Source organism: Pseudorhodoplanes sp., from assembly GCF_035565795.1.
In the GTDB taxonomy this organism is placed as follows: Bacteria; Pseudomonadota; Alphaproteobacteria; order Rhizobiales; family Xanthobacteraceae; genus Pseudorhodoplanes.
Genome location: NZ_DATMRV010000237.1, coordinates 1 through 25,900, shown reverse-complemented (window position 1 = coordinate 25,900; position 25,900 = coordinate 1). Strand labels below are relative to the sequence as shown.

The 25,900-nt window shown below is 59.1% G+C and carries 23 protein-coding genes and 1 tRNA gene; 19 read left to right on the top strand and 5 right to left on the bottom strand.

The window, feature by feature from the left end; translation table 11 throughout:
• Positions 1 to 3: 3 nt before the first annotated feature.
• The 3 genes from VNZ93_RS21140 to VNZ93_RS21130 are packed head-to-tail and all read left to right on the top strand — an operon-like array spanning position 4 to position 1,535.
• Positions 4 to 786, top strand: a complete 783-nt coding sequence (locus VNZ93_RS21140; protein ID WP_325709926.1) for a DUF2189 domain-containing protein — start codon at positions 4 to 6, stop codon at positions 784 to 786.
• Complete coding sequence (gene ccoS, locus VNZ93_RS21135) at positions 786 to 980, top strand: cbb3-type cytochrome oxidase assembly protein CcoS (RefSeq protein WP_325709923.1); 195 nt, start codon at positions 786 to 788, stop codon at positions 978 to 980. Before VNZ93_RS21140 ends, ccoS begins: the two co-directional genes overlap by 1 nt.
• Before the next feature lie 48 nt (positions 981 to 1,028).
• Positions 1,029 to 1,535, top strand: a complete 507-nt coding sequence (locus tag VNZ93_RS21130) for a hypothetical protein (protein ID WP_325709921.1) — start codon at positions 1,029 to 1,031, stop codon at positions 1,533 to 1,535.
• Between the two features lie 350 nt (positions 1,536 to 1,885).
• Here the strand turns inward: VNZ93_RS21130 and VNZ93_RS21125 are convergent, their stop codons facing one another.
• Positions 1,886 to 2,101: a hypothetical protein gene (locus VNZ93_RS21125; protein WP_325709919.1), complete on the bottom strand. Its 216-nt coding sequence runs from the start codon at positions 2,099 to 2,101 to the stop codon at positions 1,886 to 1,888.
• A gap of 13 nt (positions 2,102 to 2,114) precedes the next feature.
• Here VNZ93_RS21125 and VNZ93_RS21120 point away from each other — a divergent pair, with 13 nt between their 5' ends.
• Positions 2,115 to 4,085: a cation-translocating P-type ATPase gene (locus tag VNZ93_RS21120; RefSeq protein WP_325709917.1), complete on the top strand. Its 1,971-nt coding sequence runs from the start codon at positions 2,115 to 2,117 to the stop codon at positions 4,083 to 4,085.
• 168 nt (positions 4,086 to 4,253) lie between these two features.
• Positions 4,254 to 4,583, top strand: a complete 330-nt coding sequence (locus VNZ93_RS21115; protein ID WP_325709914.1) for a cytochrome c — start codon at positions 4,254 to 4,256, stop codon at positions 4,581 to 4,583.
• 31 nt (positions 4,584 to 4,614) lie between these two features.
• Here VNZ93_RS21115 and VNZ93_RS21110 read toward each other — a convergent pair whose 3' ends face one another.
• Together VNZ93_RS21110 and VNZ93_RS21105 are read right to left on the bottom strand one after the other, a co-directional pair.
• A complete protein-coding gene (locus VNZ93_RS21110; protein ID WP_325709911.1) occupies positions 4,615 to 5,289 on the bottom strand; it encodes a DUF6789 family protein in 675 nt (224 codons plus the stop codon).
• 58 nt (positions 5,290 to 5,347) lie between these two features.
• Positions 5,348 to 6,232 (bottom strand): MBL fold metallo-hydrolase, encoded by an 885-nt coding sequence (locus VNZ93_RS21105; protein WP_325709908.1) that lies wholly within the window; start codon positions 6,230 to 6,232, stop codon positions 5,348 to 5,350.
• Between the two features lie 96 nt (positions 6,233 to 6,328).
• Between VNZ93_RS21105 and VNZ93_RS21100 the strand changes: the two genes are divergently transcribed.
• The 5 genes from VNZ93_RS21100 to VNZ93_RS21080 all read left to right on the top strand — a co-directional run bounded on the left by VNZ93_RS21100 (position 6,329) and on the right by VNZ93_RS21080 (position 12,502).
• Positions 6,329 to 6,655 (top strand): metalloregulator ArsR/SmtB family transcription factor, encoded by a 327-nt coding sequence (locus tag VNZ93_RS21100; protein ID WP_325709905.1) that lies wholly within the window; start codon positions 6,329 to 6,331, stop codon positions 6,653 to 6,655.
• Between the two features lie 14 nt (positions 6,656 to 6,669).
• The gene (locus VNZ93_RS21095) at positions 6,670 to 7,215 is read left to right on the top strand and encodes a rhodanese family protein (protein WP_325709902.1); all 546 of its coding nucleotides are present in this window, start codon (positions 6,670 to 6,672) and stop codon (positions 7,213 to 7,215) included.
• 16 nt (positions 7,216 to 7,231) lie between these two features.
• Positions 7,232 to 8,014, top strand: coding sequence for a sulfite exporter TauE/SafE family protein (locus VNZ93_RS21090; protein WP_325709899.1), 783 nt, complete (start codon positions 7,232 to 7,234; stop codon positions 8,012 to 8,014).
• Positions 8,015 to 8,292: 278 nt separating this feature from the next.
• On the top strand, positions 8,293 to 9,492 hold the full coding sequence (locus VNZ93_RS21085; RefSeq protein WP_325709896.1) for an APC family permease: 1,200 nt from the start codon (positions 8,293 to 8,295) through the stop codon (positions 9,490 to 9,492).
• 292 nt (positions 9,493 to 9,784) lie between these two features.
• A complete protein-coding gene (locus tag VNZ93_RS21080) occupies positions 9,785 to 12,502 on the top strand; it encodes a bifunctional acetate--CoA ligase family protein/GNAT family N-acetyltransferase (RefSeq protein ID WP_325709893.1) in 2,718 nt (905 codons plus the stop codon).
• A gap of 240 nt (positions 12,503 to 12,742) precedes the next feature.
• Here the strand turns inward: VNZ93_RS21080 and ltrA are convergent, their stop codons facing one another.
• Positions 12,743 to 14,227 carry a group II intron reverse transcriptase/maturase gene (gene ltrA / locus VNZ93_RS21075; protein ID WP_414710149.1) on the bottom strand — a complete coding sequence of 495 codons (1,485 nt, stop codon included), beginning with the start codon at positions 14,225 to 14,227 and terminating at the stop codon, positions 12,743 to 12,745.
• Between the two features lie 465 nt (positions 14,228 to 14,692).
• Between ltrA and VNZ93_RS21070 the strand changes: the two genes are divergently transcribed.
• The 8 genes from VNZ93_RS21070 to VNZ93_RS21035 all read left to right on the top strand — a co-directional run bounded on the left by VNZ93_RS21070 (position 14,693) and on the right by VNZ93_RS21035 (position 24,539).
• Positions 14,693 to 14,881: a hypothetical protein gene (locus tag VNZ93_RS21070; RefSeq protein WP_325709891.1), complete on the top strand. Its 189-nt coding sequence runs from the start codon at positions 14,693 to 14,695 to the stop codon at positions 14,879 to 14,881.
• A 104-nt stretch (positions 14,882 to 14,985) separates the two neighbouring features.
• On the top strand, positions 14,986 to 15,342 hold the full coding sequence (locus VNZ93_RS21065; protein ID WP_325709888.1) for a DUF3489 domain-containing protein: 357 nt from the start codon (positions 14,986 to 14,988) through the stop codon (positions 15,340 to 15,342).
• Between the two features lie 2 nt (positions 15,343 to 15,344).
• Complete coding sequence (locus tag VNZ93_RS21060) at positions 15,345 to 15,830, top strand: DUF2924 domain-containing protein (RefSeq protein WP_325709880.1); 486 nt, start codon at positions 15,345 to 15,347, stop codon at positions 15,828 to 15,830.
• Positions 15,823 to 17,574, top strand: coding sequence for a recombinase family protein (locus VNZ93_RS21055; RefSeq protein WP_325709877.1), 1,752 nt, complete (start codon positions 15,823 to 15,825; stop codon positions 17,572 to 17,574). Before VNZ93_RS21060 ends, VNZ93_RS21055 begins: the two co-directional genes overlap by 8 nt.
• Positions 17,575 to 18,280: 706 nt before the next feature.
• Complete coding sequence (locus VNZ93_RS21050; RefSeq protein WP_325709874.1) at positions 18,281 to 19,990, top strand: ATP-dependent nuclease; 1,710 nt, start codon at positions 18,281 to 18,283, stop codon at positions 19,988 to 19,990.
• Positions 19,980 to 21,398 carry a UvrD-helicase domain-containing protein gene (locus VNZ93_RS21045; protein ID WP_325709872.1) on the top strand — a complete coding sequence of 473 codons (1,419 nt, stop codon included), beginning with the start codon at positions 19,980 to 19,982 and terminating at the stop codon, positions 21,396 to 21,398. Before VNZ93_RS21050 ends, VNZ93_RS21045 begins: the two co-directional genes overlap by 11 nt.
• Before the next feature lie 647 nt (positions 21,399 to 22,045).
• Positions 22,046 to 22,486 (top strand): hypothetical protein, encoded by a 441-nt coding sequence (locus VNZ93_RS21040; RefSeq protein WP_325709869.1) that lies wholly within the window; start codon positions 22,046 to 22,048, stop codon positions 22,484 to 22,486.
• 706 nt (positions 22,487 to 23,192) lie between these two features.
• A complete protein-coding gene (locus tag VNZ93_RS21035; RefSeq protein ID WP_325709968.1) occupies positions 23,193 to 24,539 on the top strand; it encodes a Swt1 family HEPN domain-containing protein in 1,347 nt (448 codons plus the stop codon).
• Between the two features lie 250 nt (positions 24,540 to 24,789).
• On the opposite strand, the gene VNZ93_RS21030 is transcribed toward VNZ93_RS21035, so the two are convergent.
• Positions 24,790 to 24,866: transfer RNA gene (locus VNZ93_RS21030), tRNA-Arg, on the bottom strand.
• 241 nt (positions 24,867 to 25,107) lie between these two features.
• On the opposite strand from VNZ93_RS21030, the gene VNZ93_RS21025 reads away from it, so the two are divergent.
• On the top strand, positions 25,108 to 25,686 hold the full coding sequence (locus VNZ93_RS21025; protein WP_325709866.1) for an NUDIX hydrolase: 579 nt from the start codon (positions 25,108 to 25,110) through the stop codon (positions 25,684 to 25,686).
• Positions 25,687 to 25,900: the final 214 nt, after the last annotated feature.

Below are 25,900 nucleotides of genomic sequence, written 5' to 3'. Positions count from 1 at the left end.
AGCATGACCACCATCCCAGCCGTGCTGCCCCCGACGCCGCGGAAGGAAACCTGGAACCGGCAACTGGCGCCATTGACTGCCTTTACATGGCTGGCGGCTGGATGGCGCGATCTGAAAGTGCAGCCGCTGAGCAGCCTGGTTTACGGCGCTCTGGTCTTTCTGGTCTCGATTGCAATCGTGGTCGGCCTCTTTGCATTCGGATGGGATTATATCCTCTTTCCGGCATTCGCGGGCTTTATGGTGGTCGGACCGCTGCTTGCCATCGGCCTCTATGAAAAGAGCCGTCGCATCGCGTCAAAAGAACCCGTCAGCCTCCGGCGGATGATCCTCGTCAAACCCAGGTCCGGTGGACAGGTTCTGTTCACGGGCATCCTGCTTTGCCTTCTGATGCTGTTGTGGATGCGCGCCGCTGTCATCGTTTATGCCCTGTTCTTCGGACTGCGACCTTTTCCCGGCCTCGATCACATTGTGCCGATGTTGTTCACAACACCAACCGGCTGGATGATGCTGATGGTCGGCAGCATCGTAGGCGGGCTGTTCGCGGCATTTTCATTCGCCATCAGCGCGCTGTCGATACCCATGCTGCTCAACGAGCGAGTGGATGCGCTGACTGCGATGGGAACCAGCACCGCCCTCGTCTGGAACAATCTGCCGGTGATGCTCACCTGGGGCATGATCGTGCTGGGTCTTTTTCTCGTCAGTCTCGCCACGGGTCTCATTGGCTTGATCATCGTCTTCCCGGTGCTAGGCCATGGCACCTGGCACGCCTATCGAGCGATCCGCTGATGGATTTCTTCTATCTCATTCCTATCGCTCTTGGGCTCGGCCTTATCGGGCTCGCGGCATTCATGTGGTCGCTCAAGAACGGGCAATATGACGACCTTGATGGTGCGGCGCAGAGGATCTTCTTGGATGATGACGACCAGCCGAGTCGACCGGACAATCGGCCGCGAAAGTCTGAAAGTGAGCTAGTCAGCTAAACCATGTTTGCGCTGCGTCCCGCGCTTTCCAGTTTACATGGAGCAAACATGATGACCTGGCGTCACATGAGCCAACTCTTTTCAGCTCTGGCCGTTATCCTGTTGGTGGATGCTACAAGCATTAGTCATGCATTGGATGTTGTCATTAAAGTTATCGTAACGCGAGAGGGCATGCCTTGGGTTCTCGGGACGACCAATCTACCCGATAATTCCATATTGCTTGTTTCCGTTAGCCGCAGTGAGGCGAACTACTTGTCAAAACACACTGCAGTGGTGTCAAATCGTCGGTTTACTGCAGGACCGTTTTCTCGGAACGGCGGCGCGCTCACACCTGGAGATTACGAAATTGAAGTAGTGTTTGGGATCGCCGCAACTCAACCGAAATCTGTCCAAGAGGTCGTTGGTCAAAACAACGAGAAGCTTACCGGCAGCTTGGTCACGGAAAGCGCTATCGGCATTACGGCGCGCCAACTTTTTAAGATAAATCTTGGCGGCCCAGCCTCTCCGGAGCTTGACCGTAAGGCTAGAGAGGAGAATGCGGTCGGGCGCAAATAGTGCGCGTCCGAAGCGTTCCATCCTTGGGTTGACATCCTACGTCTTTAGCAAGACTCAGCTGTTCGTGTTCAAGGCGTTCTTTAATCGCTCGAATAGCCTTCTTACATCACGTCGGATTTGACCCCCGGAGATTCCGGACATGCGCACGACGCCCTGGCTTCGCTGGCGGTGCAGCCGATACGCGGCCCTTGCCAGTCGGTTTTTTGCAGGGTTTCTGCCGGAGGTGCACCCCGCCTATCGCGTGAACTCCTTAGCCGAGGTCACGAGGCCGAGCATTGCTCGGCCCCTTGCCTTGCGGCCTCGCGGACCCGGGGCCTGACCTCGTCCGGGTCGGGGCATGTCCGAGAGCCTCACCGCTCGATCTCTGGCTGCTGACCGACTAGTACTTGCGCGGGACCGCGCGCATCCGCGCCCTTCTCGATTTCCTGACCGAGCCCCTGGCGAAGGAAGCTCTCCTGCTGGAGAGTGTGACGTAAGATAAAACTTGTCGTTTGGGGCGCCAGATTCTTGAAGGAATGCGGCGTCTTGTTCAGCATGCGGATCGATGATGTGAGAAAATTGTTCACTACAGATCGTACGATGATCCTGACCGTCTTGACCGTCACCGGGATGCTCATGGCCATCGTCGGTCTATGGCCCCTTCAGGGCGTTGCCGCCGAACTCTCCTCTCTCGTCGGTCTCTTGCTGGTCTATCTCGCCGGCGGTCTGCCTGCGGCATGGCGGGCCGCCGTCACATTGTGGGAAGAACGGGTGCTCGACATTGACCTGCTGATGGTCGTAGCAGCCGTTGCGGCTGCGGCGGTAGGAGCACCTTTCGAAGGTGCGGTCCTGCTCACGCTCTTCAGCGTGTCGACCACTCTGGAGGAGCGCGCGCTCGGGCGCGCCCGCCGCGCCATCGAGGCCTTGATGGCGCTGCGTCCGGAGACGGCATTGCGCAAGGCTCCCGACGGCACGGTCACGGAAATTCCTATCGCAGACCTTGAGGTGAGTGACATCGTCGTGCTGCGGCCGGGAGCGCGAGTGCCGGCGGATAGCGTAATCGTCAGCGGCCGCGGCTCGCTGGACGAGGCGAACATCACGGGCGAGTCGATGCCCGTCACGAAGCAGCCGGGCGCCCAGATCTTCGAGGCAACGGTCAACATCGACGGGGTGCTCGAGGCGGCCGTGACGAAGACGGTCGAGGAAAGCACCGTCGCCCGCATGATCGCGCTTGTGACGCAGGCGCAGGCGGCCAAGGCGCCATCCGAGCGGTTCAGCGCATGGTTCGGGCAACGTTACACGGTTGCGGTGATGGTCGGGGCCATCCTGGCCTTCATGACGTTCTACTGGCTAGGGCGCGACTGGGAGGAAGCGCTCTACCGAGCGGCGACCTTGCTGGTGGCCGCCAGCCCGTGCGCGATTGTCATCTCCGTGCCCGCCGCCATCCTGTCCGCGCTGTCGGCTGCCGCGCGCGCAGGCGTGCTGTTCAAGGGTGGGGCCGCGCTGGAAATCCTCGCGGCGGTCGACACGTTCGCCTTCGACAAGACTGGAACACTGACCACCGGCAAGGCGTCCGTAACCAATGTCGTTGCGCTTGACGGTGACGAGCCAAGATTCCTGTCGCTCCTCGCAGGGCTTGAGGCCCAGTCGGAACATCCAAGTGCCGCTGCCATCCGCCAGGAGGCGGCCAGTCGCGGCCTCACGCCCATCTCGGTGCGAGAGGTCACCAACCGGCCGAGCGCGGGCATCGTCGGCGATGACGGAGACGGTGGTCAGTTGTGGGCGGGCAACCCGCGCCTCGCCGCTCAGATGGGCGCATCCATCGATCACCCGGCGCTGCGGGCATTGGCGGCGGACACTCAGACGGTGATCTATGGGGGACGGGGAACTCGTGTGCTGGGGGCGGTCACCATTGCTGACCAGGCACGCCCCACCTCCGCGCCGGCGCTTGCCGCGCTACGCAAGGTTGGCATCGACAGGATCGTCATGATGACGGGCGATCGTCGGCCCGTCGCATTGCGCATAGGTGAAGAACTCGGGTTGACGCCTGAGCAGATCCATGCCGACATGCTGCCGGAAGACAAGGTCCGCATGGTCGGCGACCTTACAGCCGAGGGCAAGGTGGCGTTCGTCGGGGACGGCGTCAACGACGCGGCCGCGCTCGCGCGCGCCGACGTAGGGATCGCCATGGGTGCCGCCGGCTCGGACGTCGCGCTTCAGGCCGCCGACGTCGCACTTCTGTCGGATGACATGGGACGACTTGCAGAGGCACATCAACTGGCCCACCGGACTGCAACGATTATCAGGCAGAATCTTGTGTTTGCCATGAGCGCCATGGCGGTGCTGGTCACTGGCGGGTTGTTTTTCGAACTGCCTCTCCCGCTTGCGGTCATTGGTCACGAGGGTGGGACGGTTCTTGTGGTGCTGAACGGGTTGCGATTACTGAACGCCCCCATCGGGCTCCGCAGGTCGAGATCGGCGAGGAAGTTAGGGACATCTGTTGTCGCAAGCGTAAGGCCGGCCGCTCCAGGACAGACTTACCGGAGGAAAGTACCCCGACACGCGGGCTGACGTTCCGAAGGCACCATAATGATGAGTCCTACCGTTGCGGTTTAAACTGTAGCTCCATGAAGCTCACCCCGGAGTCTGTGCGAATTGTTTTTATACGATGCTATCTGCGCTTCCTTGTGCTATTGCAGGCGCCGATTGTCCCGGCCAATGCGAACAAGTGAACGTTAGATGATGCACTATCTCGCACTTGCTTTTGGTTTGTTCTTCTTCGGTGGCATCATGGGTGCAGAACTGCGCGCCCAAGATGATCTTCTGGTCTCAGGCGAGGATCTCGCACAAGCCCTCTGCGGTTCCTGTCATGCCATTGGCGCAACACAGCGAAGCCCTCACCCAGTTGCGCCAGCTTTCCGCGACCTACAATATCGGATGGACTTCGCGCGACTAGAGGAGCAGCTTCGCCAAGGGCTCGTTGCCAGCCATCCGGAGATGCCGGTATTCGTCCTCCGGGATCATGAAGCCGTCGCACTTGTGCGTTATCTTCGATCTCTCCAAAACTAATAATTCGCGCCTTCGTGAGTCTTGACGGCTGCTATCCGCCGGACATCTGATCGAGCCGCCTACGCATGTGACCGGCGAGTCCGAAAGCCCGATAAGTTCCGCCGCACGCTTTGTCTATTGGCTTGGCGACAACCGGCCCAACACATCGGCGACACAAGGCCGGATACATGCCCGCAAATCGATCAGTTTGGAACAAACGCTCAAAACTCTCTGGCACAACGGCGGCCATCATGCTGGCTGGCTTCCTAAGGGCACCATAAACTAGGCCCATTACAATGCTATACGTCTGAACCATCGCGAAAGAAAAGAGAGCTGGAGCGATCCCCTCGCCCATGTTCAGAGCGAATATCCCCAAGCCTAAAACGGGAAAGAAGATCAATCCCATGATGGCCCACCCGACAAAGCCATAAACGAAACCCTTCACTGCGCCGTTGTTGCCGGGCAGCCACCGGTAGACGATCCTGAACGTCAGGCTTATGACAAGAAAACCGTTCAGGAAGGAAATCATCCAAGGCACAACCGGAGTGTTGGCTTGGATCACAAACCCTGTGAGCATGCGTTGCAGGCTGGCATACGGGTCAAAATGGGGGAGGATTCCCGATTGTGCCTTGAAAAGCATGAGAAGCCAATGAGCGATCATTCCAATCAGGCCAGCGACCAGCGCTTTCCAAATTGCGCTTCTGCTCAGAAACATGAACCGGCGCATGAAACGGTTGCCAAAATAATGCTACAGTTGAGTTGGGAAACAGAAGGCGCGGCGCGTCCTAACTCTTGCGCTTCCGGTTCTTAAACTTGACCGGAATGGTTAGATAGTGAACTCCATTCGCCTTCGCTGGCGGGAACTTTCCGGCGCGGATGTTGACTTGGATTGAGGGCAGCAGCAGACGCGGAGCCGAAAGTTTGGCATCGCGCGCGGTGCGCATAGCAACGAACTCATCTTCGGTAATGCCCTCCTTGACGTGCACGTTGTTTGCGCGCTGGTCGGCGACCGTAGTTTCCCAAGCATATTTGTCGCGACCAGGCGCCTTGTAGTCATGGCACATGAACAGCCGCGTCTGCGGCGGCAATCCCATTAATCGCTTGATTGACCGATAGAGCTGGCGCGAATTTCCACCGGGAAAGTCGGCCCGCGCGGTCCCATAATCGGGCATGAACAGCGTGTCTCCCACAAACGCTGCATCCTCTATCTTGTACGTAATGTCAGCTGGAGTGTGTCCGGGCGTATAAATAACCTCGGCAACGAGCTCGCCGATGTTAAAGCGCTCGCTATCACTGAACAGGTGGTCGAAGTCGCTGCCGTCGGTCTTCAGATCCGTTGCATTGAAGACTGGCCGAAAAATGCGCTGGACCTCCTTGATGTGCTCCCCGATGCCTATCTTCGCGCCCGTCTTCGCCTTCAGATAGGGTGAACCTGACAGGTGGTCGGCATGCGCGTGGGTTTCCAGCGTCCACACTATCGTGTACCCGGCATCGTTAGCCGCGCGCAGAATCATCTCAACCGAGCGCGTATCCACCTCGCCAGAATTGTGGTCGTAATCAAGCACCGGATCGATGACCGCAGCTCTTTTCGTTGCGGGATCGGCGACCAGATAGCTGACCGTGTTCGTCGGTTCGTCGAAAAGCGCCCGAATAATAGGCTGACGTGGCATAGTTGAACCTCCGTTCGAAAGCGTCCTACGGGTCTCCTTGACAGATATATTAGTGTTTACTAAATAAGCAATGTCTAATGCATTTGAGGAAGCCAGGTGGCCCGCGAAGCTTTCGATCCAGAGACGCTTGAGAAAAAGGCGACTGAGGTGGCTGATATCCTCCGTGCGCTCGCCAACGAACGCCGGCTGATGATCCTGTGCAAGCTGGTGGAATGGGGCGAGGGCAACGTCACTGCACTCGCCGAGGCTGTCGGCCTGTCACAATCGGCTTTGTCCCAGCACCTTGCGAAGATGCGGGAGGAAGGTCTCGTGGCATTCCGGCGTGAAAGTCAGACGCTCTGGTACCGCATCGCTGATCCACGCATCGAGCAGCTGTTTGCCAGTCTTCACGATCTGTTTTGCAAGCCGCGCAAAGGGCGGTGAAGAGGAGTTCAGCAATGCCGATTTCTACCATCAAACCATCTGCGGCCAGACGTCTTCTGGACGATGGCGCTCTGCTAATCGATGTCCGCGAGGCGGATGAGTACGCCCGCGAAAAAATCCCGAGCGCGCACCACATGCCGCTTTCCAAGCTGGATGAGATGAACGGGACCGTTCATCAGGGTAAGACGGTCATCTTCTATTGTAGGAGCGGCGCTCGTACTCACGCAAATGCACCTCGTCTTGCCGGGACGCTCATCGAACCCCGTGAAGCTTTCATACTTGAGGGCGGGCTCAACGCTTGGCGTAGGTCCGGCTTCCCGGTCGTTACTGATCGTCTGCAGCCGATCGAATTGCAGCGGCAAGTCCAAATAGGCGCCGGCAGCCTCGCATTCGTAGGCACCATGCTCGGTCTCCTGGTGTCCCCATGGTTTTTCATCGTCCCGGCGTTCGTTGGGGCCGGCCTCGTCACCGCTGGCGCGACCGGATTCTGCGGAATGGCGCACCTCCTGATGCGAGCGCCATGGAACCAAGCAGACAATAATTCGCCTGTGCGGCCATGAACGCGCAGCTCCTTCTATGCTGCTGAGCCTGACGGAGGTCGCCCTCAGCCTGGCGTCTGGCTCGCTGGTCGGATTTTCGCTCGGCCTCGTCGGGGGCGGCGGATCGATCCTCGCAGTGCCGCTTCTTGTGTATCTGGTCGGCGTTTCCAGTCCGCATATAGCGATTGGGACCAGCGCTCTCGCCGTTGCGGCAAATGCCGCAGCCAGCCTCGCCAATCACGCGCGCGAGGGAAATGTGAAATGGCGCTGCGCCCTTGTCCTCTCAGCAGCCGGCGTCGTCGGCGCTTTTCTTGGCTCTAGCGTCGGCAAGGCAATCGACGGCCAAAAGCTGCTCGCTTTCTTCGCAGTGATCATGATGGTCGTTGGCGTTCTCATGCTTCGTGGCCGAAAAGCGGTCGGAGACCCCTTGGTCAGCCTCTCGCGAGAGAACCTCCCAAAGCTCGTTGGTTTTGGCCTCGTGGCTGGCGCGTTGTCTGGCTTCTTCGGCATTGGTGGCGGCTTTCTGATCGTACCGGCGCTGATCATGGCCACTGGCATGCCAATCCTCAACGCAGTCGCATCCTCGCTCGTAGCCGTCACAGCGTTCGGCCTGACCACCGCCGCCAACTATGCTTATTCCGGTCTCGTGGATTGGACTGTTGCTGCGCTTTTCATCGCTGGCGGAGTTGTGGGAGGCCTGCTCGGCGCATGGTCGGCGAAGATGCTCGCCGGCAGCAAGGGCACTTTGAATACGGTTTTCGCCGCGCTGATCTTCGCGGTTTCGGTCTACATGCTGGTTCGCAGTTTAGGACTGGCTTAACCGGCGAAGTCGTGACCAAAATACTCCACGTGGTCTGGCACTTCTACAGGGTCAATCGCATCTCGCGCGAACAACGCGCTCAAGTGTCTGCGGCCGGCACAGACGAGGCTATTTGATAAACAGCACGATCCGCAACGCGGCATCGTCAGCAACAAGGTTGATCAAGCACGCGCCCGTCTTGGGGCGTAACAATACATCAAGGTTAGTTCGACCCGCTCAATACTTTATAATTGGTTCGGCAGTTTAACAGTGACGTTTTTGCAGATTGGGACGTTGCGATGAAAATCGAACGTAGATCGACCCAGCCGAAGGTAGCGCTACGGCGCTCGCTCACTATCGGGCCGCTTCTCTTTTATGGGCTCGCTATCATCGTAGGGGCGGGAATCTACGTAGCAATCGCTTCGGTGATTGGCCGGGCCGGTGCGGCGGCACCACTGTCGTTCCTACTCGCGGGTACCGCAGCGGCCATGACGGGCCTGTGCTACGCGGAGTTGGCCAGCCGGTTTCCAGAAGCTTCCGGCGCCGTCGCCTACGTAACTCAGGGGTTCGGCTCTGACCGCGCGGCACAGGTGACCGGCATTGCCTTGACACTTGCTGTTGCGATCGCCGCAGCTTCGATCGCAAGCGGGGCAGTCCACTATCTCTCTCTGCTCATTGGACTATCCCCATGGGCAATGATCACGCTGCTGGTCGTGACGTTCACGCTGCTCGCAATGGCAGGGGTACGGGAGAGCGTCGGGTTCGCGGCGATCATCGGGACGATCGAGATCCTGGGCCTCCTCGTCGCGGCTGCGGTGGGCTTCCTCACCGCACCTGACTTTAACATTGAGGGCATGTGGCCGACGACTTTCATTGCATGGCAGAACGTTGTGGCTGGTGCCTTCATTGCGTTCTTCGCCTTCATTGGCTTTGAAAGCCTGGCCAATATGGCTGAAGAGGCAAAGGACCCGCGCCGCACGTTGCCCTACAGCATAGTGGCGGCGGTCCTGGTCAGCACGTTGCTGTACGTCGTGGTGGCAGGATCTCTGGTATTCGCTCGCACTGGCGGCCAAAGCCCGCTGATTGACCTTTTTCAGGACCGGTACGCGACGCTGTTCGCCGCCGTGGGCGCCTTGGCGATCGCCAATGGCGTTCTGGTAGAGATCATGATGCTGGCACGGCTGTTCTACGGCATGGCCCGCCGGCGGCAGCTTCCCGCCATACTCGGCCGCGTCCATTCACGCACCCGCACGCCGATCGAGGCCACCGCCCTCGCCGGCGCAATCGTGCTGGCCACCGCGCTGCTGGTTCCCTTCGAGCGGTTACTGGCATTGGCCAACGCTCTGACACTGGGTATCTTTGCTGTCGTCGATATAGCGCTCTGGCGGATTCAGCGGAGGCTGCCGGCGGGCGAAGGCGTCTTCACGGTGCCGCGGTGGGTACCACCGGCCGCTGCAGCGCTTGCGGTCGGGCTGATCGTGTCGGAGATATTTTCGTGACAGTGGTGCGATACAAAGATTATTCTTTCTACCTCGGCATGAGCCGTTGATGCTCGCTATTGCCTTGAGCCCATCCATCGCAGTTTTCGATGTCGGCTGCACACTCCAATCGGCGACCGGCGTAACATGATTATCACCGGAACCTGGCCGTCTGCGGCGGTGGACGCGAATTTCCACACCATACGAGAAGCCGGTTCGAATCCATCCGTACGTGTTGCAGCCGCCCGCGCCTGGCGACTTAGCGAGGCTCGATTCCACGTCCCGCCAAACTTCGCCGGAGGTTGAAAGCCGCATGTCTATCTATGGGTTGAACCGACTTTTCACGCCGCAATCGATCGCGATCGTCGGAGCGAGTCCGAACCGGACCTCGCTTGGCGGCGCCGTTTACGCGAATGCGATCGCCGCGGGCTTTCGCAGTTGCATCGATCCGGTGAATCCGAAGTACGAGGAGATCGGCGGTCGGCGCTGCGTTGCCTCCGTCGATCAACTCGATGCCGTACCGGACCTCATCGTCGTTGCGACGCCCGCACCGACCGTACCTGCCATCATCGACGCGGCAGCGAAGCGCGGCGTTGGCGCGGCCATCGTGATCAGTTCGGGGCTGGGACACGGTCAAGGCTCGCTCGCGGAGCGCATGCACGCACCGGCGCGCGCCAGCGGCTTGCGGATCGTTGGCCCGAATTGTCTTGGCGTAATCGCACCGCATGCCGCGCTGAACGCGAGTTTCGCAGCGGTGACTCCGGAATCGGGTTCGCTTGCCGTGATCTCCCAATCGGGCGCTGTCGCCGCGGCGATGGCGGAATGGGGCATGCGCCACGAGATCGGATTCTCCGCAATCGTTTCAGTTGGTGACCAGATCGATGTCGATGTCGGCGACCTCCTCGATTTCTTCGCGCTGGATCGGCGCACGCACGCGATCCTGCTCTACGTGGAGTCCGTGAAGGACAGCCGGAAGTTCATGTCGGCTGCCCGTGCTGCGGCGCGGGTGAAGCCGGTCGTGGTCGTCAAGTCCGGCCGTCATGACGAAGGTAAACGCGCGGCTGCCACTCATACCGGTGCGCTGGCCGGATCGGACGCCGTCTACGATGCTGCATTCCGCAGGGCCGGTCTTTTGCGGGTGAACGACATGAGCGAATTGTTCGCAGCCGCCCAGACGCTTGCGTTTTGCCGCGACGTTGCGGGCAGCCGGCTTGCGATTCTGACGAATGGCGGCGGCTTCGGCGTGTTGGCGGTCGACAGCCTGGTCGATCAGGGGTATCGGCCGGCGGAACTGTCGGCCGAAACGACGGCGCGGCTCAACGCCGCGATGCCCCCGCTTTGGTCGCATGCAAATCCGGTGGACATCATCGGAGATGCCGATGCCGCACGTTTTACGGCCGCGCTCGAAGCGCTGATCGAGGATCCAGGGAATGACGCCATTCTTGTGCTGAATGTCCAGACAGCGCTTGCGTCATCGCTCGATACGGCGAAGGCGGTCCGCGATGTCGTCGTCGCGGAACGGTCGCATCGGTTGAGTCCGAAGCCGGTGCTGACGTCGTGGATCGGCGCGGCGGCCGAGGTGGAAACGGTGTTCCGTGCCGCGCGGGTTCCGCATTACCAGACGGAAATCGAGGCGATCGGCGGTTTTGCGCATCTCGCGCGGCGTCACGAATTGCTGCAGTCTCTCATGGCGCGTCCGGCTGCGGCGCCTGACGATTTCAAGGGTGACGAAAAGGCCGTGCGCGCAATCGTCGAGGCTGCGTGCAACGATGGCCGCAATTGGCTCGATCCCTTCGAAACCGATGCGGTACTGCAGGCCTACGGCATCCCATCGGTTCAGCTGCGCAAGGCCGCGGACGCCGGAGCGGCCGCCGAAGCTGCCCGTGAATTCATGGCGCAAGGCCATCCGGTGGCCGTGAAAATCCTGTCCCGCGATATCCAGCACAAGTCAGACGTCGACGGTGTGCGGCTCAGCCTCACCAGCGACGCCGATGTGCGAACGTCGGCCGAGACCGTGATTGCCAATGCGCGTCGGTTGAGACCGAAGGCCCGCATCGACGGCGTGATCGTGCAGCCGATGATTACGCGGCCGCGTGCGCGCGAACTGATCACGGGACTCGCCCGCGATTCTGTGTTCGGATCGGTGATCGTGTTCGGTCACGGCGGCGTCTCGGTCGAGATTGTGAAGGATAAGGCCATTGCGCTGCCTCCGCTCGACCAGCAGCGCGCACTCGATCTGATCGCGCGAACCCGCATATCCCGTCTGATCGATGGCTATCGCAACGTGCCTGCGGCGCGCCGCGATCTGGTGGCGTTTGTGCTGGTTCGGCTGTCCCAGCTCGCGGCCGATATCCCCGAGATTCTGGAGATCGACATCAATCCGCTGCTTGCTGACGACGCGGGCGTGCTTGCCCTGGACGCACGGATTTCCATCGATCCGACGCCGCTCTCGCCTGGACGGCCGCATCATGCGCATTTCGCGATCCGGCCCTATCCGAAGGAATGGGAACGCACGCTGACGCTGCGGGACGGACAACAGGTGGCGGTGCGTCCGGTTCGTCCCGAAGATGAAAGACTGTACGAAGAATTCTTCCGCCATGTCAGCCCCGACGACATGCGGCTTCGCTTCTTCGGTCTGGTCAAGGATATCGGCCATGCCTTCATCGCGCGACTGACGCAGATCGACTACGGACGCTCGATCGCATTGCTGGCGCTCGACGAGAAAACGGGCGCGCTATTGGGGGTGGTACGGCTGCATGCCGATCCGGATTATCGCAACGGCGAATATGCCGTTCTGCTGCGCTCCGATCGCAAGGGCATCGGACTCGGCTGGATGCTGATGGAACTGATCATCGACTATGCGCGCAAGGAGGGTCTTCGCGGCATCACTGGGCAGGTACTGCGCGACAACACCACCATGCTGACCATGTGCCGCGAGCTGGGCTTTAGCGTCGACGAGGACCGCGAAGACCGCAATCTGTTCACGGTGTCGCTAAGTTTAGCGCCGACTGCTCGTTCGGCGCTTGATTGATCGGCGACTTTTTGCTCGCGACTTCGACACTGTGTCGCCACTAACTCCCGTCTCAACATCCTGCTGCTATCATTCGCTCAATTCGAGCGTGAAGTGATAGGCGAACGGGTTCGCGGGCCGTCGGCGCGCACGGGCCCAGCCCGTGCCACTCGCAAGCCAAAAATGATCCGCCTTCCCTGAAATATCGCGGTAGGGACGCCCGTTGCCGGGCGCCCCCCGCACAGATCCGTACGTGCAGGACTACTGCATACGGCTCTTACCTCGGGTGTTGACGGCGAAGCGATCGCCCGGCCATGGATGAAGGATACGCGGTTTCGGGAGGAGGTCAGCAGCGCGCTTCGTCGCCCGTTCCCAAGTCGTGCAATCTTTCTGACTGCGGCGCCGTAGCGACCGACGCCAGAGATCGGTGACATGGTGATGGAACGCAACTATTGCCCTGCCGTTGGTTGGCACGGCGTGATAGTTGAAGAAGCCGCTGACAACTCGCGTCAGCCATTTCCCTTGTTCAGGGATAGGCTCATGCATTCGCCATCGCAGTTCCTCCTTGATTTCCTTGAGCTTCGCTTTCATGCGGTCGCGCCGGGTCTTCCTCTGAACCAGGAATTTCCCCTGACGGCTTTTGCCGCAGATGAAGGTGAACCCGAGGAAGTTGAAGGTTTCCGGTTTTCCGATCCCGCTCCTCGCGCGCTGGGCAGCCGCAAAGCGGCCGAACGCGATCAGGCGGGTCTTGTCCGGATGCAGCGACAACGCGAACTCCCGCAACCGTTCACGCATTGCATCCCAGAAGCGCCGGGCATCAGCTTCGTGCTGGAAGCCGATCACGATATCGTCCGCGTAGCGCACGATGTCGCCTGCGGCCTCGCGCCGTCTCCAACGCGCAGCCCAGAGGTCAAAGACATAGTGAAGGTAAACGTTCGCGAGCAGTGGCGAGGCCACCGAGCCCTGTCCCGTTCCCCTTTCACCGGCCGTAACCACTCCATCTTCAAGGACGCCCGCCTTGAGCCATTTCTGGATCAGGCGGATGATGCGCGGGTCGCCGATCCGGTGGTTCAGGAACTTGATCAACCACTCGTGGCTGACGTCGTCGAAGAACGATCGAATGTCGGCGTCCAGTATGTAGTTCACCTTCGTGCTGCTGATTCCGACGACCAATGCATCCAGCGCATCATGCGGGCTGCGCTTGGGTCGGAATCCATACGAGAATCCGAGGAAGTCTTCCTCGTAGATCGCGTTCAGCACGGTGGCCGTTGCCCTCTGGACGATCTTGTCTTCGAGTGCCGCGACCGCGAGCGGGCGTTGCTTACCATCCGATTTCGGGATGTACCGACGCCGGGATGGCAACGCTCGATACCCTCCCTCGTGGACTCGCGCATGCAGGTCCTCGATCCTGCGATCGAGGTCTGCCTCGTAGTCCTGCCACGTCAACCCATCCACACCGGGTGCGGCATCACGCTTGAGCGCGAAGAACGCAGTTCGGAACATGGCCGGATCGAGATGGTGGAAGAGCGCGGTGAACCTTTCCTTCTTCTTTTGCCTTGCAGCCTTCCGTACGCGCGCCAGCGCCTGTGACACGCTTACCCGGTCCTGCGCCCGGCGCGTGCTTTGCTGGCTCACGTTTCCCTTGGTCCCCGCCCTTCGCTCGACCAACTCCGCAGCCGGTTGCCCAGCCTTGTTCGTTGGCGTCATCACTACTATGGCGAGGTCTGACTTCTCGCGTCCGTGCATCATCGGCTACGGCTCCTCGCCTTCCCGATGCGGACCATCGACTTTCGCCGGTGGCCGAACGTGAGACCTCCCGTTTCTCGCGCAAAGAACTTACGCACATGCCAGGGTCTCAGACCACGCCGGGTCGTCCGGTTGCTCGCGCTAACGCTACCGTCCGTTCTGCCTTCCGTTTGACTCACAACGTCGGCACCCGGGACAAATCTTCTTTCGCGGCTCAATGGCTGGCCTATACGCTCCCCTGCCGACGCTTCACCCCCGCCCTCACGGGCGACGATGCACGGCTCGGGGCCAATGCGGGTCGCTACTCCTTCACTGTGACGGACTTTCACCGTTCGTTCCTTGCCGATAATCCGGCGCACGAGCCACAAGATTGCTCACTATTCGCTCGACTTCCCGTCGGGACAGAGCGTGTGTGGTAGCGAAGGGAGCTCTCCATGAATGCGCAATCGGTCGAGGCAATCTCAAATGCACTTGAGCAAGATGCGCAAGCGGCTGGATAGTGCTGCGGGCATCGTGAAAGCAGCCGAAACTTGTGCCGAAGCCGGCAACGTCGAAAACGCCATCGAAATCGCGCTCGACGTCGAGCGTCTGATCTATGAGGTGAATACGTTTCTCAATGCTGCCAACATGATCAACAGGATCAGCAAGACCTAGCACCCTCCGGCACGAATTCCTCCGCACCCCGCCAGTGCCATTCGGCCTTCGCGGGGCTTTGGTGGTGACGGCGCGCGCCGTCGCACCATTAAAAGGAGCACGAGATGTCCAAGAACAAATCTACCAGCAAGGCGAAGCCGGCAGCGACCCCGAAGAAGCCAGGCAAGACCGCCGCCCCCAGTGAAGCCGCTCCGGCCAAGCAGCATGCCAATTCCAAGCAGTCTGATGTTATAGAGATGTTGCGCCAACCGCAGGGCGCAACTATTGCAGCGATCATGAAGGCGACCGGCTGGCAGCAGCATTCCGTGCGCGGCTTCTTCGCCGGGATCGTGCGCAAGAAGCTTGGTTTGAAGCTGGAATCGCAAAAGCCCAATGAGGGCGACCGGATGTACCGGATTGTTTCCGGCAAGCCGGACAGCTCAAAGTCCAAGGCCGTGAAACCCAACCGCCGAGCGGCATAATCATGGCTCGGCGACCCGTCATTTCGGCGACGCCGGCCTCGCAACCATCGCAGATCGTTCAGGCTCGCGAGAGCCTGGACGACCTGCGTCGCGAATGGCGGCATCTATATAAGAGTGAGCCACCTAAGATCAGTCGCGACTTGCTGGTGATGGGGATCGCATACCGGCGACAGGAACTTGAGCACGGTGGACTCGGCAAGACGACGCTACGCAAGCTGCAGACGCTGGCGAAGACCCTACGGACCACAGGGCGGGTTGGACCTTCGGCAAATCTCGCTCTGAAGCCGGGTGCGCGCCTGATCCGCAAATGGCACGGCCGCACCCACACGGTAACCATAACCGAGGATGGGTTCGAATATGGCGGGACCAGCTATCCGTCCCTGACCCAAATCGCCAGAAAGATCACCGGAGCCCATTGGTCCGGGCCGCGCTTCTTCGGTCTCCAAGCGAAGAGCAAGGAACAGGCACGCGGAGGCGGTAATGACTGATGTCAGCAAGTCTCTGCGTCGAGCCACTAAAAGATCCCGCTGCGCCATCTACACCCGCAAATCCACCGAAGAGGGCTTGGAACAGGACTTCAACTCCCTAGACGCCCAACGCGAAGCCTGTGCCGCCTTCATCCAGTCGCAAAGGCACGAGGGCTGGACGCTGCTTCCGACGACCTACGATGACGGTGGATATTCCGGTGGTTCGCTGGAGCGCCCTGCCCTTCAACGTCTGCTGGCCGACATCGAAGCCGGGCGGATCGACGTGATCGTGGTCTATAAAGTCGACCGACTGACCCGGGCGCTGTCGGATTTCGCCAAACTGGTAGAGGTGTTCGACCGCCGTGGAGTCTCGTTCGTCTCCATCACCCAACAATTCAATACCACCACCAGTATGGGGCGGCTGACATTAATCATCCTCTTATCCTTCGCCCAGTTCGAGCGCGAACTGATCGGAGAGCGGGTTCGCGACAAGGTCGCCGCCTCAAGGAAGAAGGGCATCTGGATGGGAGGTATCGTCCCGCTCGGCTACGACGTCAAAGACCGCAAGCTTGTGGTGAATAAAGCCGAGGCGCGGACAGTCGTGGATATTTACCGGCGCTACCTCCGGGCCAAATCGGTCAATGCGCTTCAAGCTAAACTCGACGCTGCCGGCATCAGGAGCAAGCGTCGCGTCCGGCGCGACGGCACCGTACATGGCAACCAGAGCTTTTCGCAGGGGGCACTTTATCTTCTGCTTCAGAACCGGACTTACCGCGGCGAGGCCAAGCACAAGAGCAATGCCTATCCAGGCGAACATGCGGCGATCATAGACAAGCCGCTCTGGGACGCCGTTCAGGCCGTGCTCGCCGAGAACCGCATCGAACGGACGACCGGCGCCAATACGAAGGCCCCGAGTCTGCTAACCGGCCTGCTGTTCGACGAGGCCGGAGAACGCCTCACGCCAACCTGGTCGATCAAGAAGGACACGCGATACCGGTATTATGTGTCCACCTCGCTCGTGAAAGGCGGCAGAAACGCTCATTCGACCCGGCGACGTATCCCAGCCGGTGACCTCGAGAACGTTGTTATCGAGCGGATTCGGAAATTCCTATCCAACCGCGGAGAACTGCTCGATGCCATCGACGAGAGGGACCGCAGCCGGATCGGATATCGACATTTGATCGAGCGAGCGCGTCAACTCGCAAAGGAGCTCGGTGAAACGCCGGAGAAACATCGACCATTTGTCCAGTCACTGGTTCCCCGGGTGGAAGTCGGAGCCACGAGCATCAACATCGATATCTCGCAAGCTCGACTGGCTGCACTGCTCGACTCAAATCACATGGAACCACCACATGACCATGCGATCGGTGCCTCCGACCCCGTCCTGACGTTGACGACCCCCACCCAATTGGCTCGTGTCGGCGAGCAAATGAAACTGTTGGTCGAAGATACGGATGACAATAGGGAGCCCGACATGGGGCTTCTACGAGTCCTCGCCCGCGCCTATGACGTTCAGCGGCGGCTTTGCGATGAACCATCTCTTACGGTTCGCGAAATCGCCCGCCAGGAGCAGATTACATCGAACTACCTTTATGTCGTCCTTCGCTTGCGCTGGCTCGCCCCGGACATCGTCACCGCGATCGTCAACGGCCGGCAACCACCGCAGCTCAGTACCAAGCGATTGATGCGACTTACGGCGAAGTTACCCGCCGATTGGGGGGCACAACGCGCGCTGCTGGGCTTTCGCGGAGGGGCGGTAATTTAAGCTCTTTTACGAGCGAGCCTTGCGTCGCCGAATTACTCCAAGCCTCGAAACGCCAGCACGGCAGACGTTGAATGACCCCCCGCGCGTTAATCGCCACAATCGAATGAGCCCAACAGTAACGGTCAAGAAACAGCGTTGGATATCCGTGGCAAAGGGCGTCGTCTAAAGTCTCTTGCTGGATGTGCATGGTTTGCGTCGGCACCGAGCGAATCCGAGGTTTCTACAATTCTAAGCTGTGACGGACGTTTTCGGAAAGGCCGGGAACGGAAGCCCCCGATTCGCCCCCATGATGTTGCATCGAAGCCGCCTTGTAGTCGCACCGGATGCGTCGGTAGCGCGCGAACATCCGCCAAATCGGGCGATCTATCCCAAGCCGGATCATGTAGGGCACGTCAGCGGCCGGGCCGTTATAAACGCAGGCGTAGCCGGCGTCTGTCGGTGAATCCACTCTCCCCGCATCCATCGACTAATAGCCTAGCCGCCGCCCCTCGGATCCCGCTCGCCAGACTTGGAGTTTGCCGCTCCACCGGCACTGCACCAAGGAGGACCGTCATGGCCAATCCAACGCCATTGGGGGAGCTTCTACGCTCCCCAGAGCCACCACGGTAACCATCTTGCCGTTGAATGACGCGCTGTGAGATTTTGCTCTCCCGGCTGCCATCGCCTGAAATTTGGTTTTCGCGTATAGTACAGTCGGAGAGATATTTTGGCCCGCATTCGTCAGATCACCATCGAAAACTTTCGCTGCATTCAGCAGCTGAACTGGTATCCTGGACAAGGTCTTAATTGCCTGATAGGTCCCGGCGATTCCGGCAAGTCATCAATTCTCGATGCAATTGATCTGTGTCTCGGCGCACGGCGAAATACCGCACTGACCGATGCCGACTTTCACGGCCTTGACGTTGAGAAAGCCATTTCGATCTCGATTACATTGGGCGAGCTGGACGATGCGTTGAAGAGCATCGAGACCTACGCTCCATATCTGCGCAGCTTTAACCCCGTTACCGGCGCGATTGCAGACGAGCCTCACGCCGGATATGAAACGGTCCTCACCGTGAATGTCACGGTTGGTTCTGACCTCGATCCCATCTGGAGTCTCGTGTCGAGCCGCGAAGATTTGCGCGAGCTAAAACGATATCTTACGTGGGCGGACCGTGCTCGCATCTCTCCTAACCGCATTGGCGCTCTCGCTGACCACAATCTCGCATGGCGCAGAGGTTCGGTACTAAACAAGCTCTCCGAGGAGCGCGCCGACACATCTGCGGCACTTGCCAAAGCAGCACGCGATGCGCGACTTGCTTTCGGCGATGCTGCAGATGCGCAGCTAGGAACGACACTAGCAATCGTTACCCAGACAGCGAGCGAATTGGGTATAAACACCGATGGGCCACTCAAAGCCATGTTGGATGCCCACTCGGTTTCCTTCTCCGGCGGAACCATCGCTTTGCACGGACAGAATGGCGTTCCTCTCAGGGCGCTTGGTATCGGCTCAACGCGCCTTCTTTTGTCGGGTTTGCAGCGCAAAGCGGCAGCGAACGCATCGGTCATTTTGATCGATGAACTCGAGCATGGACTTGAGCCACATCGGATTTTACGTCTGCTGGGATCACTAGGCGCGAAAGAACAACAACCACCTTTGCAGGGGTTCATTACAACACATTCGCCTGTCGCGATTCGCGAGCTGTCTGGCGATCAGATCATTGTGGTGAGAAAAGCTGAGGGAAGCCACGTTGCCACCGTGGTCGGCACACGACATGACATTCAAGGTACGATACGCAGTTTCCCGGAAGCGTTCCTCGCGCCTTCTGTTCTGGTGTGCGAGGGCGCGACCGAGGTCGGCCTGATCCGCGGGCTTGACATTTACTTGACAGCACATGGCGAAGTGTCTCTGCATGCCAGCGGCGTGAGCTTGGTTGATGCTAACGGAGTATCAAGGCTCTACACTCGCGCCGACCCGTTCCGCGAGCTGCGCTATCGCGTAGCCGTTCTCCGCGACGACGACGAGCAGCCCGATGCTACGTCGGAAACTAATTTCCAAGCCGGTGGTGGCACGCTGTTCAAATGGCGCACCGGGCGCGCGTTGGAAGATGAATTGTTTCAGAGCCTTCCCGATCCGGCCGTACTCAGCCTACTGGCGAAAGCAGAAAACTTTTTGGGCGCAGAACTGATTGATGGCCAGCTAACGTCTTTGAGCGGCAATACGCTCAATCTTGCGGCGTGTAAGGCCTCCGTGACACCGCAAAATCGATCAGTGATGGCGCTCGCGGCGAAAACGAAGCAGAATCCTTGGTTCAAAACCGTGTCAAGAGCTGAAGAGGTCGGGCGCGATGTTGTTGCGCCGTATCTCACCCAAAGTGATCCCGACTTCCTAGCCAACATTAGCTTGATTTGGAAATGGCTTCGCAGTGCCGGTTGAGATCGATCTTCTGGCAATCAATCGTGGTACGATAACCGCACCGGCAGGCTGCGGCAAAACTCATCTCATTGTCGACGCTCTCATTCGACACGACGGGCCAAAGCCTGTTCTCGTGCTCACTCATACGAATGCGGGTGTGGCGGCCTTGCGTGCTCGGCTTGATCGCGAAAGCGTGCCAGCATCGCGTTACCGCCTCTATACGATCGATGGCTGGGCCATTCGTCTTGTCAAAACGTTTCCCAAACGATCAGAGATCGACCCAACTGCGCTGCTGCTTCATGACCGCAAGCGGGATTATCCTCTCATCCGTGAGGCGGCATGGCGCTTGTTAGGCGGTCGCCATGTCGATGATGTACTGAATGCAACTTACGATCGCTTAATTGTCGATGAATACCAAGACTGCTCACAGCGCCAGCACGGTATCGTATTTCATGCGGGGAGCGCGCTTAGGACCGTTCTGCTCGGTGATCCCATGCAAGCAATTTTCGGCTTCGGTGATCCATTGCCGAACTGGACGACGGAAGTCTGCCAACATTTCCCCGTCGTCGGACAGCTTAACATTCCTCACAGATGGGTAAGAGTTGGCGAGGAAGCATTCGGGCGTTGGCTTCTCGACATGCGGCGTCTTCTTGAAGCTGGAGGTAGTATTGACTTGGCTGGTTCCATTCCCGCGAATGTTAGATGGGTACCTCTTACAGGCGATGCGTCCGACCACCCCGCGCGGCTCGCGGCAGCCAGATGCAATGCCCCCGGCGATGAAAAGGTTCTGATCATCGCGGATTCTACGAAGCCTTCCGCACAGCAAGCCTACGCTTCTCAAATTCCCGGCGCGGTGACGGTAGAGAATGTTGATCTAACTGATCTTACCGCCTTTGCAAACGGCTTCGATGTGCGATCGGCAAACGCGGTTGAACACCTCGTTACATTTGCGGGCTCCGTCATGGTGAACGTGGGCGCTAATGACATGATTACGCGTCTGGCGTCGCTACGTGCTGGACGTGCCAGACGCGCCGCCTCTAACGCTGAAGCAGCGGCATTAAGGTTCGAATCCGAGCGGACTTATGCTGCTGCCGGCGACGTATTGGCTGCTATCAATGAGGAAGGCGGGGTCCGGTCTCACCGTCCAGCGATCCTACGTGGCGCATACAACGTCTTGAAAATATGCGGCCAATCGGGAGTCTTGCCTTCAGAAGCGGCAATCACTGTCCGTGAGCAGTCTCGTCTAATTGGGAGGCCGTTGGCCAAACGTACGGTCGGCAGCACCTTGCTACTGAAAGGCTTAGAGGCCGAAACCTGTGTCATGCTCGAAACCGAAAAAATGAATGCCAACCATCTATATGTAGCTATGACACGCGGCGCCAAACAGCTTATCATCTGTAATCATGGAAGCTTGCTTTCTCCGCGTTGACCAGCGTTGGATTGGCGTCGCAACAGGGATCGGTGTGATTGCCGTCTCGATCGGTGTGTAAATAGCCAGCGCTACGTTGCGCGTTTTCATCGTAATGGTGAGCGCGTAGCCGTTCTGGTACCGGACCGCACGCTTACGGAACCAGCCGTTCGCAGGCTTGCATAGCGGGTTGTCTTTAAGGGAAATCGATTGCACCGGTATCCAAATGGCAGGTGTCAACGCCATGTCGCAATCCGCAAAATCCGCATCGAGATGATCTTGCGGGCGCGCATCGAAATTGCCTCGCAATAGCGTGTCGACGGAACGAACAGGCCGGGCTCGACTAAGACTCACTGATTTGCGGGATCGATTCAAGCGTCGGGAGAGCCGCATGGAATTGGATTTGGGCATCAGGCGTGGGCTAACGTATGAACTGGAAAGCCGCGGCCATCGCGTGGGCCGCTGGCGCGGCATCCCGTGTCATCGGAAAGCGTTTTGCCAACGTTGCAGCCGCTATGTTGAGCTATATTTGATCGCGCCAAATTCAACGCTAACGACCGGAGCCAAGCGGATTGCGCACCCGGTCAACCCGAACCTGGTTTTCGAGGCGTTTGGCACGTTGCTAGACGCGCCAAGGTGTGGACCACCATTCCGATCAAGGTGAAGAGATGCGCGAGCCCACCAGCTATGTCGGCGCAATTGATCTTACCGCCCGGGAAGAGGCCATTCTCGATCGGATCACGCTCGATCTTGTTACCGACACCGACGGTTTCGAGGTATATTCCTTGAAGGCAAAGCTGATCCCGCTATTAATGGACCTTCTGCAGAAGCGAAACGCGATCCCAAAGCAGCGCTTGGACTATTTTGACGATCCTCAATTCCGATCTGGCCGAATCAAGGGGGCGCACCGAAACCTGTTCGAAAGAAACGGCACCGTCGGCGTTGAGATTTATCAGCATCCCCATTTTTTGAAGTATCTACGCTACTTCCTTTTCGGTGCGGACCTGCCGCCTGATGTGCTTGACCGGTTCAAGTCCCTCGTAATCCGCCACTCACCATCAGCGGCGGCGACGTCCAAGACCTTTCGAACCTGGCAAAGGACCTTGTGAACGAACATCGAATGGAGCCTCACGAAGCTTCAGAGGAGTTTTTCAAGGTCTGTTTGGATTGTGGGGTACATCGGATGCACGCCGCTGCAGTACGCGACATCGTTCGCAAAATGAAGCTGCGAAAAGCGCGGTAGTTGCGGAGCACGAAATGCGTGGATATTGGCAATTCGAGACCCGGCGCGGGACGTTCCGTATTGTGCCACGGAGCGGGCGATTTCATCCCTTTTATGGGGATGAGGATTTGGGCTCCTACCATTCCGTAGAAGCCGCATTGGATGACCTAGTTGGCGGACACACGGTTTTTCCCTCCAATGGCATAGACCCGTCGACCTGTGGACTTCCCGAGGAGATCGCCGAATGGGCATTCATCCGCACTAGCTAACATTCGAACCGCGCTCTCGCCGCGTCCGCGCCTGGGCGCGAGCAGAACCTCTTGCGGTCGGATGGATATTTCGGTCGTTGTCTGCAACCTGAAAACGCGACAAGCGGAGTGGTTGGAAAGCACCCAGTTCACCTGAGACTCTAGCGCATTTCCATAAAGGGCCGTCGTGATCGCGCGCCCGCCGCCGTTCCCATTTTCTGAGGCTTCGCACGCGTCCGCCCTGGCGTTAGGGGATTGCCCTATATACTTTCGAATAGCGACCACTGACTTTTGCGTGCAGGTGGCAGGGGGCGCCTTTCTTAAAAAAAACCAAAGTTGGCAGCCGTGACAATAGACGATCCGTTTGAGCCGTCTTTAATGAAGCGGCATCGCGAAATGATGGAGAAGTATCAACGCGACCAAGACGCGCTGTGGCAAAATTCCACCGCGCTTAGGGCGATCGATGATTACGCGCGCCGCGGCAGCATTAGCGAAACAATGGCGGCTATGACTCGTTTCGACGACTCAATGAGCCTGTCCGCGGTCCATCCGCACTCCGTTATCGATCCTTACAATGTAACAACGTCTCAATGGCTTCGGGCGGAAGAAGAACGAATAAGAGCGCTCACATTTGTAGAGATGGCCACACCGCGGCTTGATATCGCCGCGCTGACGGGATTCACTACACATGCCAACGCGACACGGCTGCTCGCAAATCCGTTGCATGACGCTACTCGGCTCGGACTGGATGCTCTTTCCCTGCAGCCCGCGGTCACGGCGGCGCTCGCCGCACGCCAGGGCTACGAAGACCTCTACCGGTTGCCTAGCCTAGTCGAAACGACAAAGCTCTTGCAGGAAACACTCGCGGTACAGTCAGCAGCGGATCGCTACGGCATCGAGCTCTCGGCGGGCGCTTTGACGACATCGATGCAAGCCATGCAGTCGCCTTGGATGCATCCTGACCATGCTTTTCTTTCAGTGCGCTCCTTCACCGAGATTTATGCGATTGGCGAATCGCTGCGGGTGAGCAATCCATTTGAGGACGGAATCAGCGCAGCACTTCGCACCTCGATTGGCGATTGGCGCACGGTAACGGCTCTCCCTGACGCAATCTTCGTCGAACCGTCGGCACGCACGTCTTTCTATCAGGAGCTTGGCTTCGACCTCTCAATTGCCGACTTCACCGCGCCCGCCTTCGACGAGGCGACGGCACTTGCGGGACTCGGCCTGGAAATTGAAGGTGAGTCTGACGACGAAGAAGATGCCGATGTCCTGCGTAGCGAAAGAGCTACGCGCCAGTTCCAACGCTTTGAGCGTAGGTTTCGCAAGTGGCTCAACACGATGATGACCGCTACATATGGGCCAAATTGGATCAAGCACCGTGTTCCGGGCGCTTTAGTTCAGGCTTGGAAAGAGAGCCGCGAGAAAGAAGTCCGGGCGGGCCTGCCGCAGCGCGAGCTTCTCGAATACGCCGATTGGGGCGACTACATCACCATTCTTGTCCGAAACGACAATTGGAACGACATTTTCAAGCCGATCTTCACACGGCAGGAAGCCGTGAAAGAATCATTCACCCGCATCATTCCAGTCAGGCATTGTGTCATGCACTCCCGATTGGTGACGCAGGCTGACGATCTCTACGCGCGCGTCGAAATTCACCGCATCCTGAGAGCCATCGAAAGGATTGTGTAATCAAGCACACGGGACTGTGCGGCAACGATCGTCCCACATCTCAGCGATAGCGATGGAAAGGCCGCGACACCCGCGACAACCCCCGAATGGCCACGGAGAGATATCTGCGTGAAATTCGCGCGAGATAACGCGAGAAAACGTCTCTGCTGATAATTGATCCTCATCCGAAGGCGCGAAAGTCACGCAAAATCGGGCGAAATCCGCACTTCGAAAAACGTAAATAGTTATTTAATATCAATGGCTTGGTCGTTGGCGCGCCGGAAGGGATTCGAACCCCTGACCCCCAGATTCGAAGTCTGGTGCTCTATCCAGCTGAGCTACCGGCGCCCGGAAAGTGTTGCGCTCGAATGAGCTGAAGTCATTCATCGAGGCCGCAACGCGATCGATCCGAGGGATTTAGCGGCAGTCCCGGCCCAGCACAACGACAAATCAGGCGCCTGCAGGCCTGCCGATTACGGCCCGGCGTTTGCCGTCGAAGGCGGCCCGCTTGACCTTGCCCACTCCTGGCGCGCACATCACGGCATCCAATGTCGCGCCTATTCATCCCTGCAAATGACGATGGTGTCAGATGCCGCCCCACACCCACGCGATCGTCCGCACCGACCTCCTGCACGAAGGCTGGACCAAATTCCTTGTCGCGACGATCAGATTGCCGGACGGCAGGACGGCGACCCGCGAAATCGAGGATCACGGAGCAGCGATCTGCGTGCTGCCCTGTAACCTGAAACGGCGAACGGCCGTGCTGGTTCGCCAGTTTCGTGCTCCGCCCTTCTACGCGCTCAAGGAGGAGGACACCCTCGAGGCAATTGCCGGCACGCTCGAAGAAGAGGATCCGGTGGATTGTGCTCGCCGGGAAGCACGGGAGGAAGCCGGGCTCGCGCTCGACACGATCGAATATCTGTTCACGGGCTGGACCATGCCGGGCATTTCGACCGAGCGGATGCATTTCTTCCTCGGAACCTACGTAGACGACATTGCCGATGGCCGCCGGGGCGGCCTGCCGCATGAGCACGAGGATACGCTGACCGTCGAAACAAGCCTTGCCGAACTCGCCCGGCTTGTCGACGCGGGCGAGATCAACGACGTGAAGACGTTGCTGCTGATACAGACCGCGAGGCTGCGTTACCCGCAGCTCTTTTCGGCCTGAATGGCCGCCGGAGACGTTCGCGCGCCGAGGGTGCCGACGTCATCGAGCAATAACCAGACGGGCTTCGGACTCGTCAGGAAACATGCGGGAGACCACGACGAGCGCGCGCGAGGCGCCGTCGTCTACTTCGCTGACAGAGCAGCCGCACGTTACCTCGGCAACCGCGCGCCCGCGTGCCGCAATTCATCTTGCACGGTGGAGTGAATGGCGCGCC

Coding starts and splice junctions, on each gene's coding strand:
- VNZ93_RS21025 (WP_325709866.1), top strand. CDS start 25,108: ATGCCGCCCCACACCCACGCGATCGTCCGCACCGACCTCCTGCACGAA.
- VNZ93_RS21110 (WP_325709911.1), bottom strand. CDS start 5,289: ATGCGCCGGTTCATGTTTCTGAGCAGAAGCGCAATTTGGAAAGCGCTG.
- VNZ93_RS21115 (WP_325709914.1), top strand. CDS start 4,254: ATGATGCACTATCTCGCACTTGCTTTTGGTTTGTTCTTCTTCGGTGGC.
- VNZ93_RS21055 (WP_325709877.1), top strand. CDS start 15,823: ATGACTGATGTCAGCAAGTCTCTGCGTCGAGCCACTAAAAGATCCCGC.
- VNZ93_RS21090 (WP_325709899.1), top strand. CDS start 7,232: ATGCTGCTGAGCCTGACGGAGGTCGCCCTCAGCCTGGCGTCTGGCTCG.
- VNZ93_RS21070 (WP_325709891.1), top strand. CDS start 14,693: ATGCACTTGAGCAAGATGCGCAAGCGGCTGGATAGTGCTGCGGGCATC.
- VNZ93_RS21105 (WP_325709908.1), bottom strand. CDS start 6,232: ATGCCACGTCAGCCTATTATTCGGGCGCTTTTCGACGAACCGACGAAC.
- VNZ93_RS21060 (WP_325709880.1), top strand. CDS start 15,345: ATGGCTCGGCGACCCGTCATTTCGGCGACGCCGGCCTCGCAACCATCG.
- VNZ93_RS21120 (WP_325709917.1), top strand. CDS start 2,115: ATGATCCTGACCGTCTTGACCGTCACCGGGATGCTCATGGCCATCGTC.
- ccoS (WP_325709923.1), top strand. CDS start 786: ATGGATTTCTTCTATCTCATTCCTATCGCTCTTGGGCTCGGCCTTATC.
- VNZ93_RS21040 (WP_325709869.1), top strand. CDS start 22,046: ATGCGCGAGCCCACCAGCTATGTCGGCGCAATTGATCTTACCGCCCGG.
- ltrA (WP_414710149.1), bottom strand. CDS start 14,227: ATGCACGGACGCGAGAAGTCAGACCTCGCCATAGTAGTGATGACGCCA.
- VNZ93_RS21080 (WP_325709893.1), top strand. CDS start 9,785: ATGTCTATCTATGGGTTGAACCGACTTTTCACGCCGCAATCGATCGCG.
- VNZ93_RS21065 (WP_325709888.1), top strand. CDS start 14,986: ATGTCCAAGAACAAATCTACCAGCAAGGCGAAGCCGGCAGCGACCCCG.
- VNZ93_RS21130 (WP_325709921.1), top strand. CDS start 1,029: ATGATGACCTGGCGTCACATGAGCCAACTCTTTTCAGCTCTGGCCGTT.
- VNZ93_RS21095 (WP_325709902.1), top strand. CDS start 6,670: ATGCCGATTTCTACCATCAAACCATCTGCGGCCAGACGTCTTCTGGAC.
- VNZ93_RS21085 (WP_325709896.1), top strand. CDS start 8,293: ATGAAAATCGAACGTAGATCGACCCAGCCGAAGGTAGCGCTACGGCGC.
- VNZ93_RS21140 (WP_325709926.1), top strand. CDS start 4: ATGACCACCATCCCAGCCGTGCTGCCCCCGACGCCGCGGAAGGAAACC.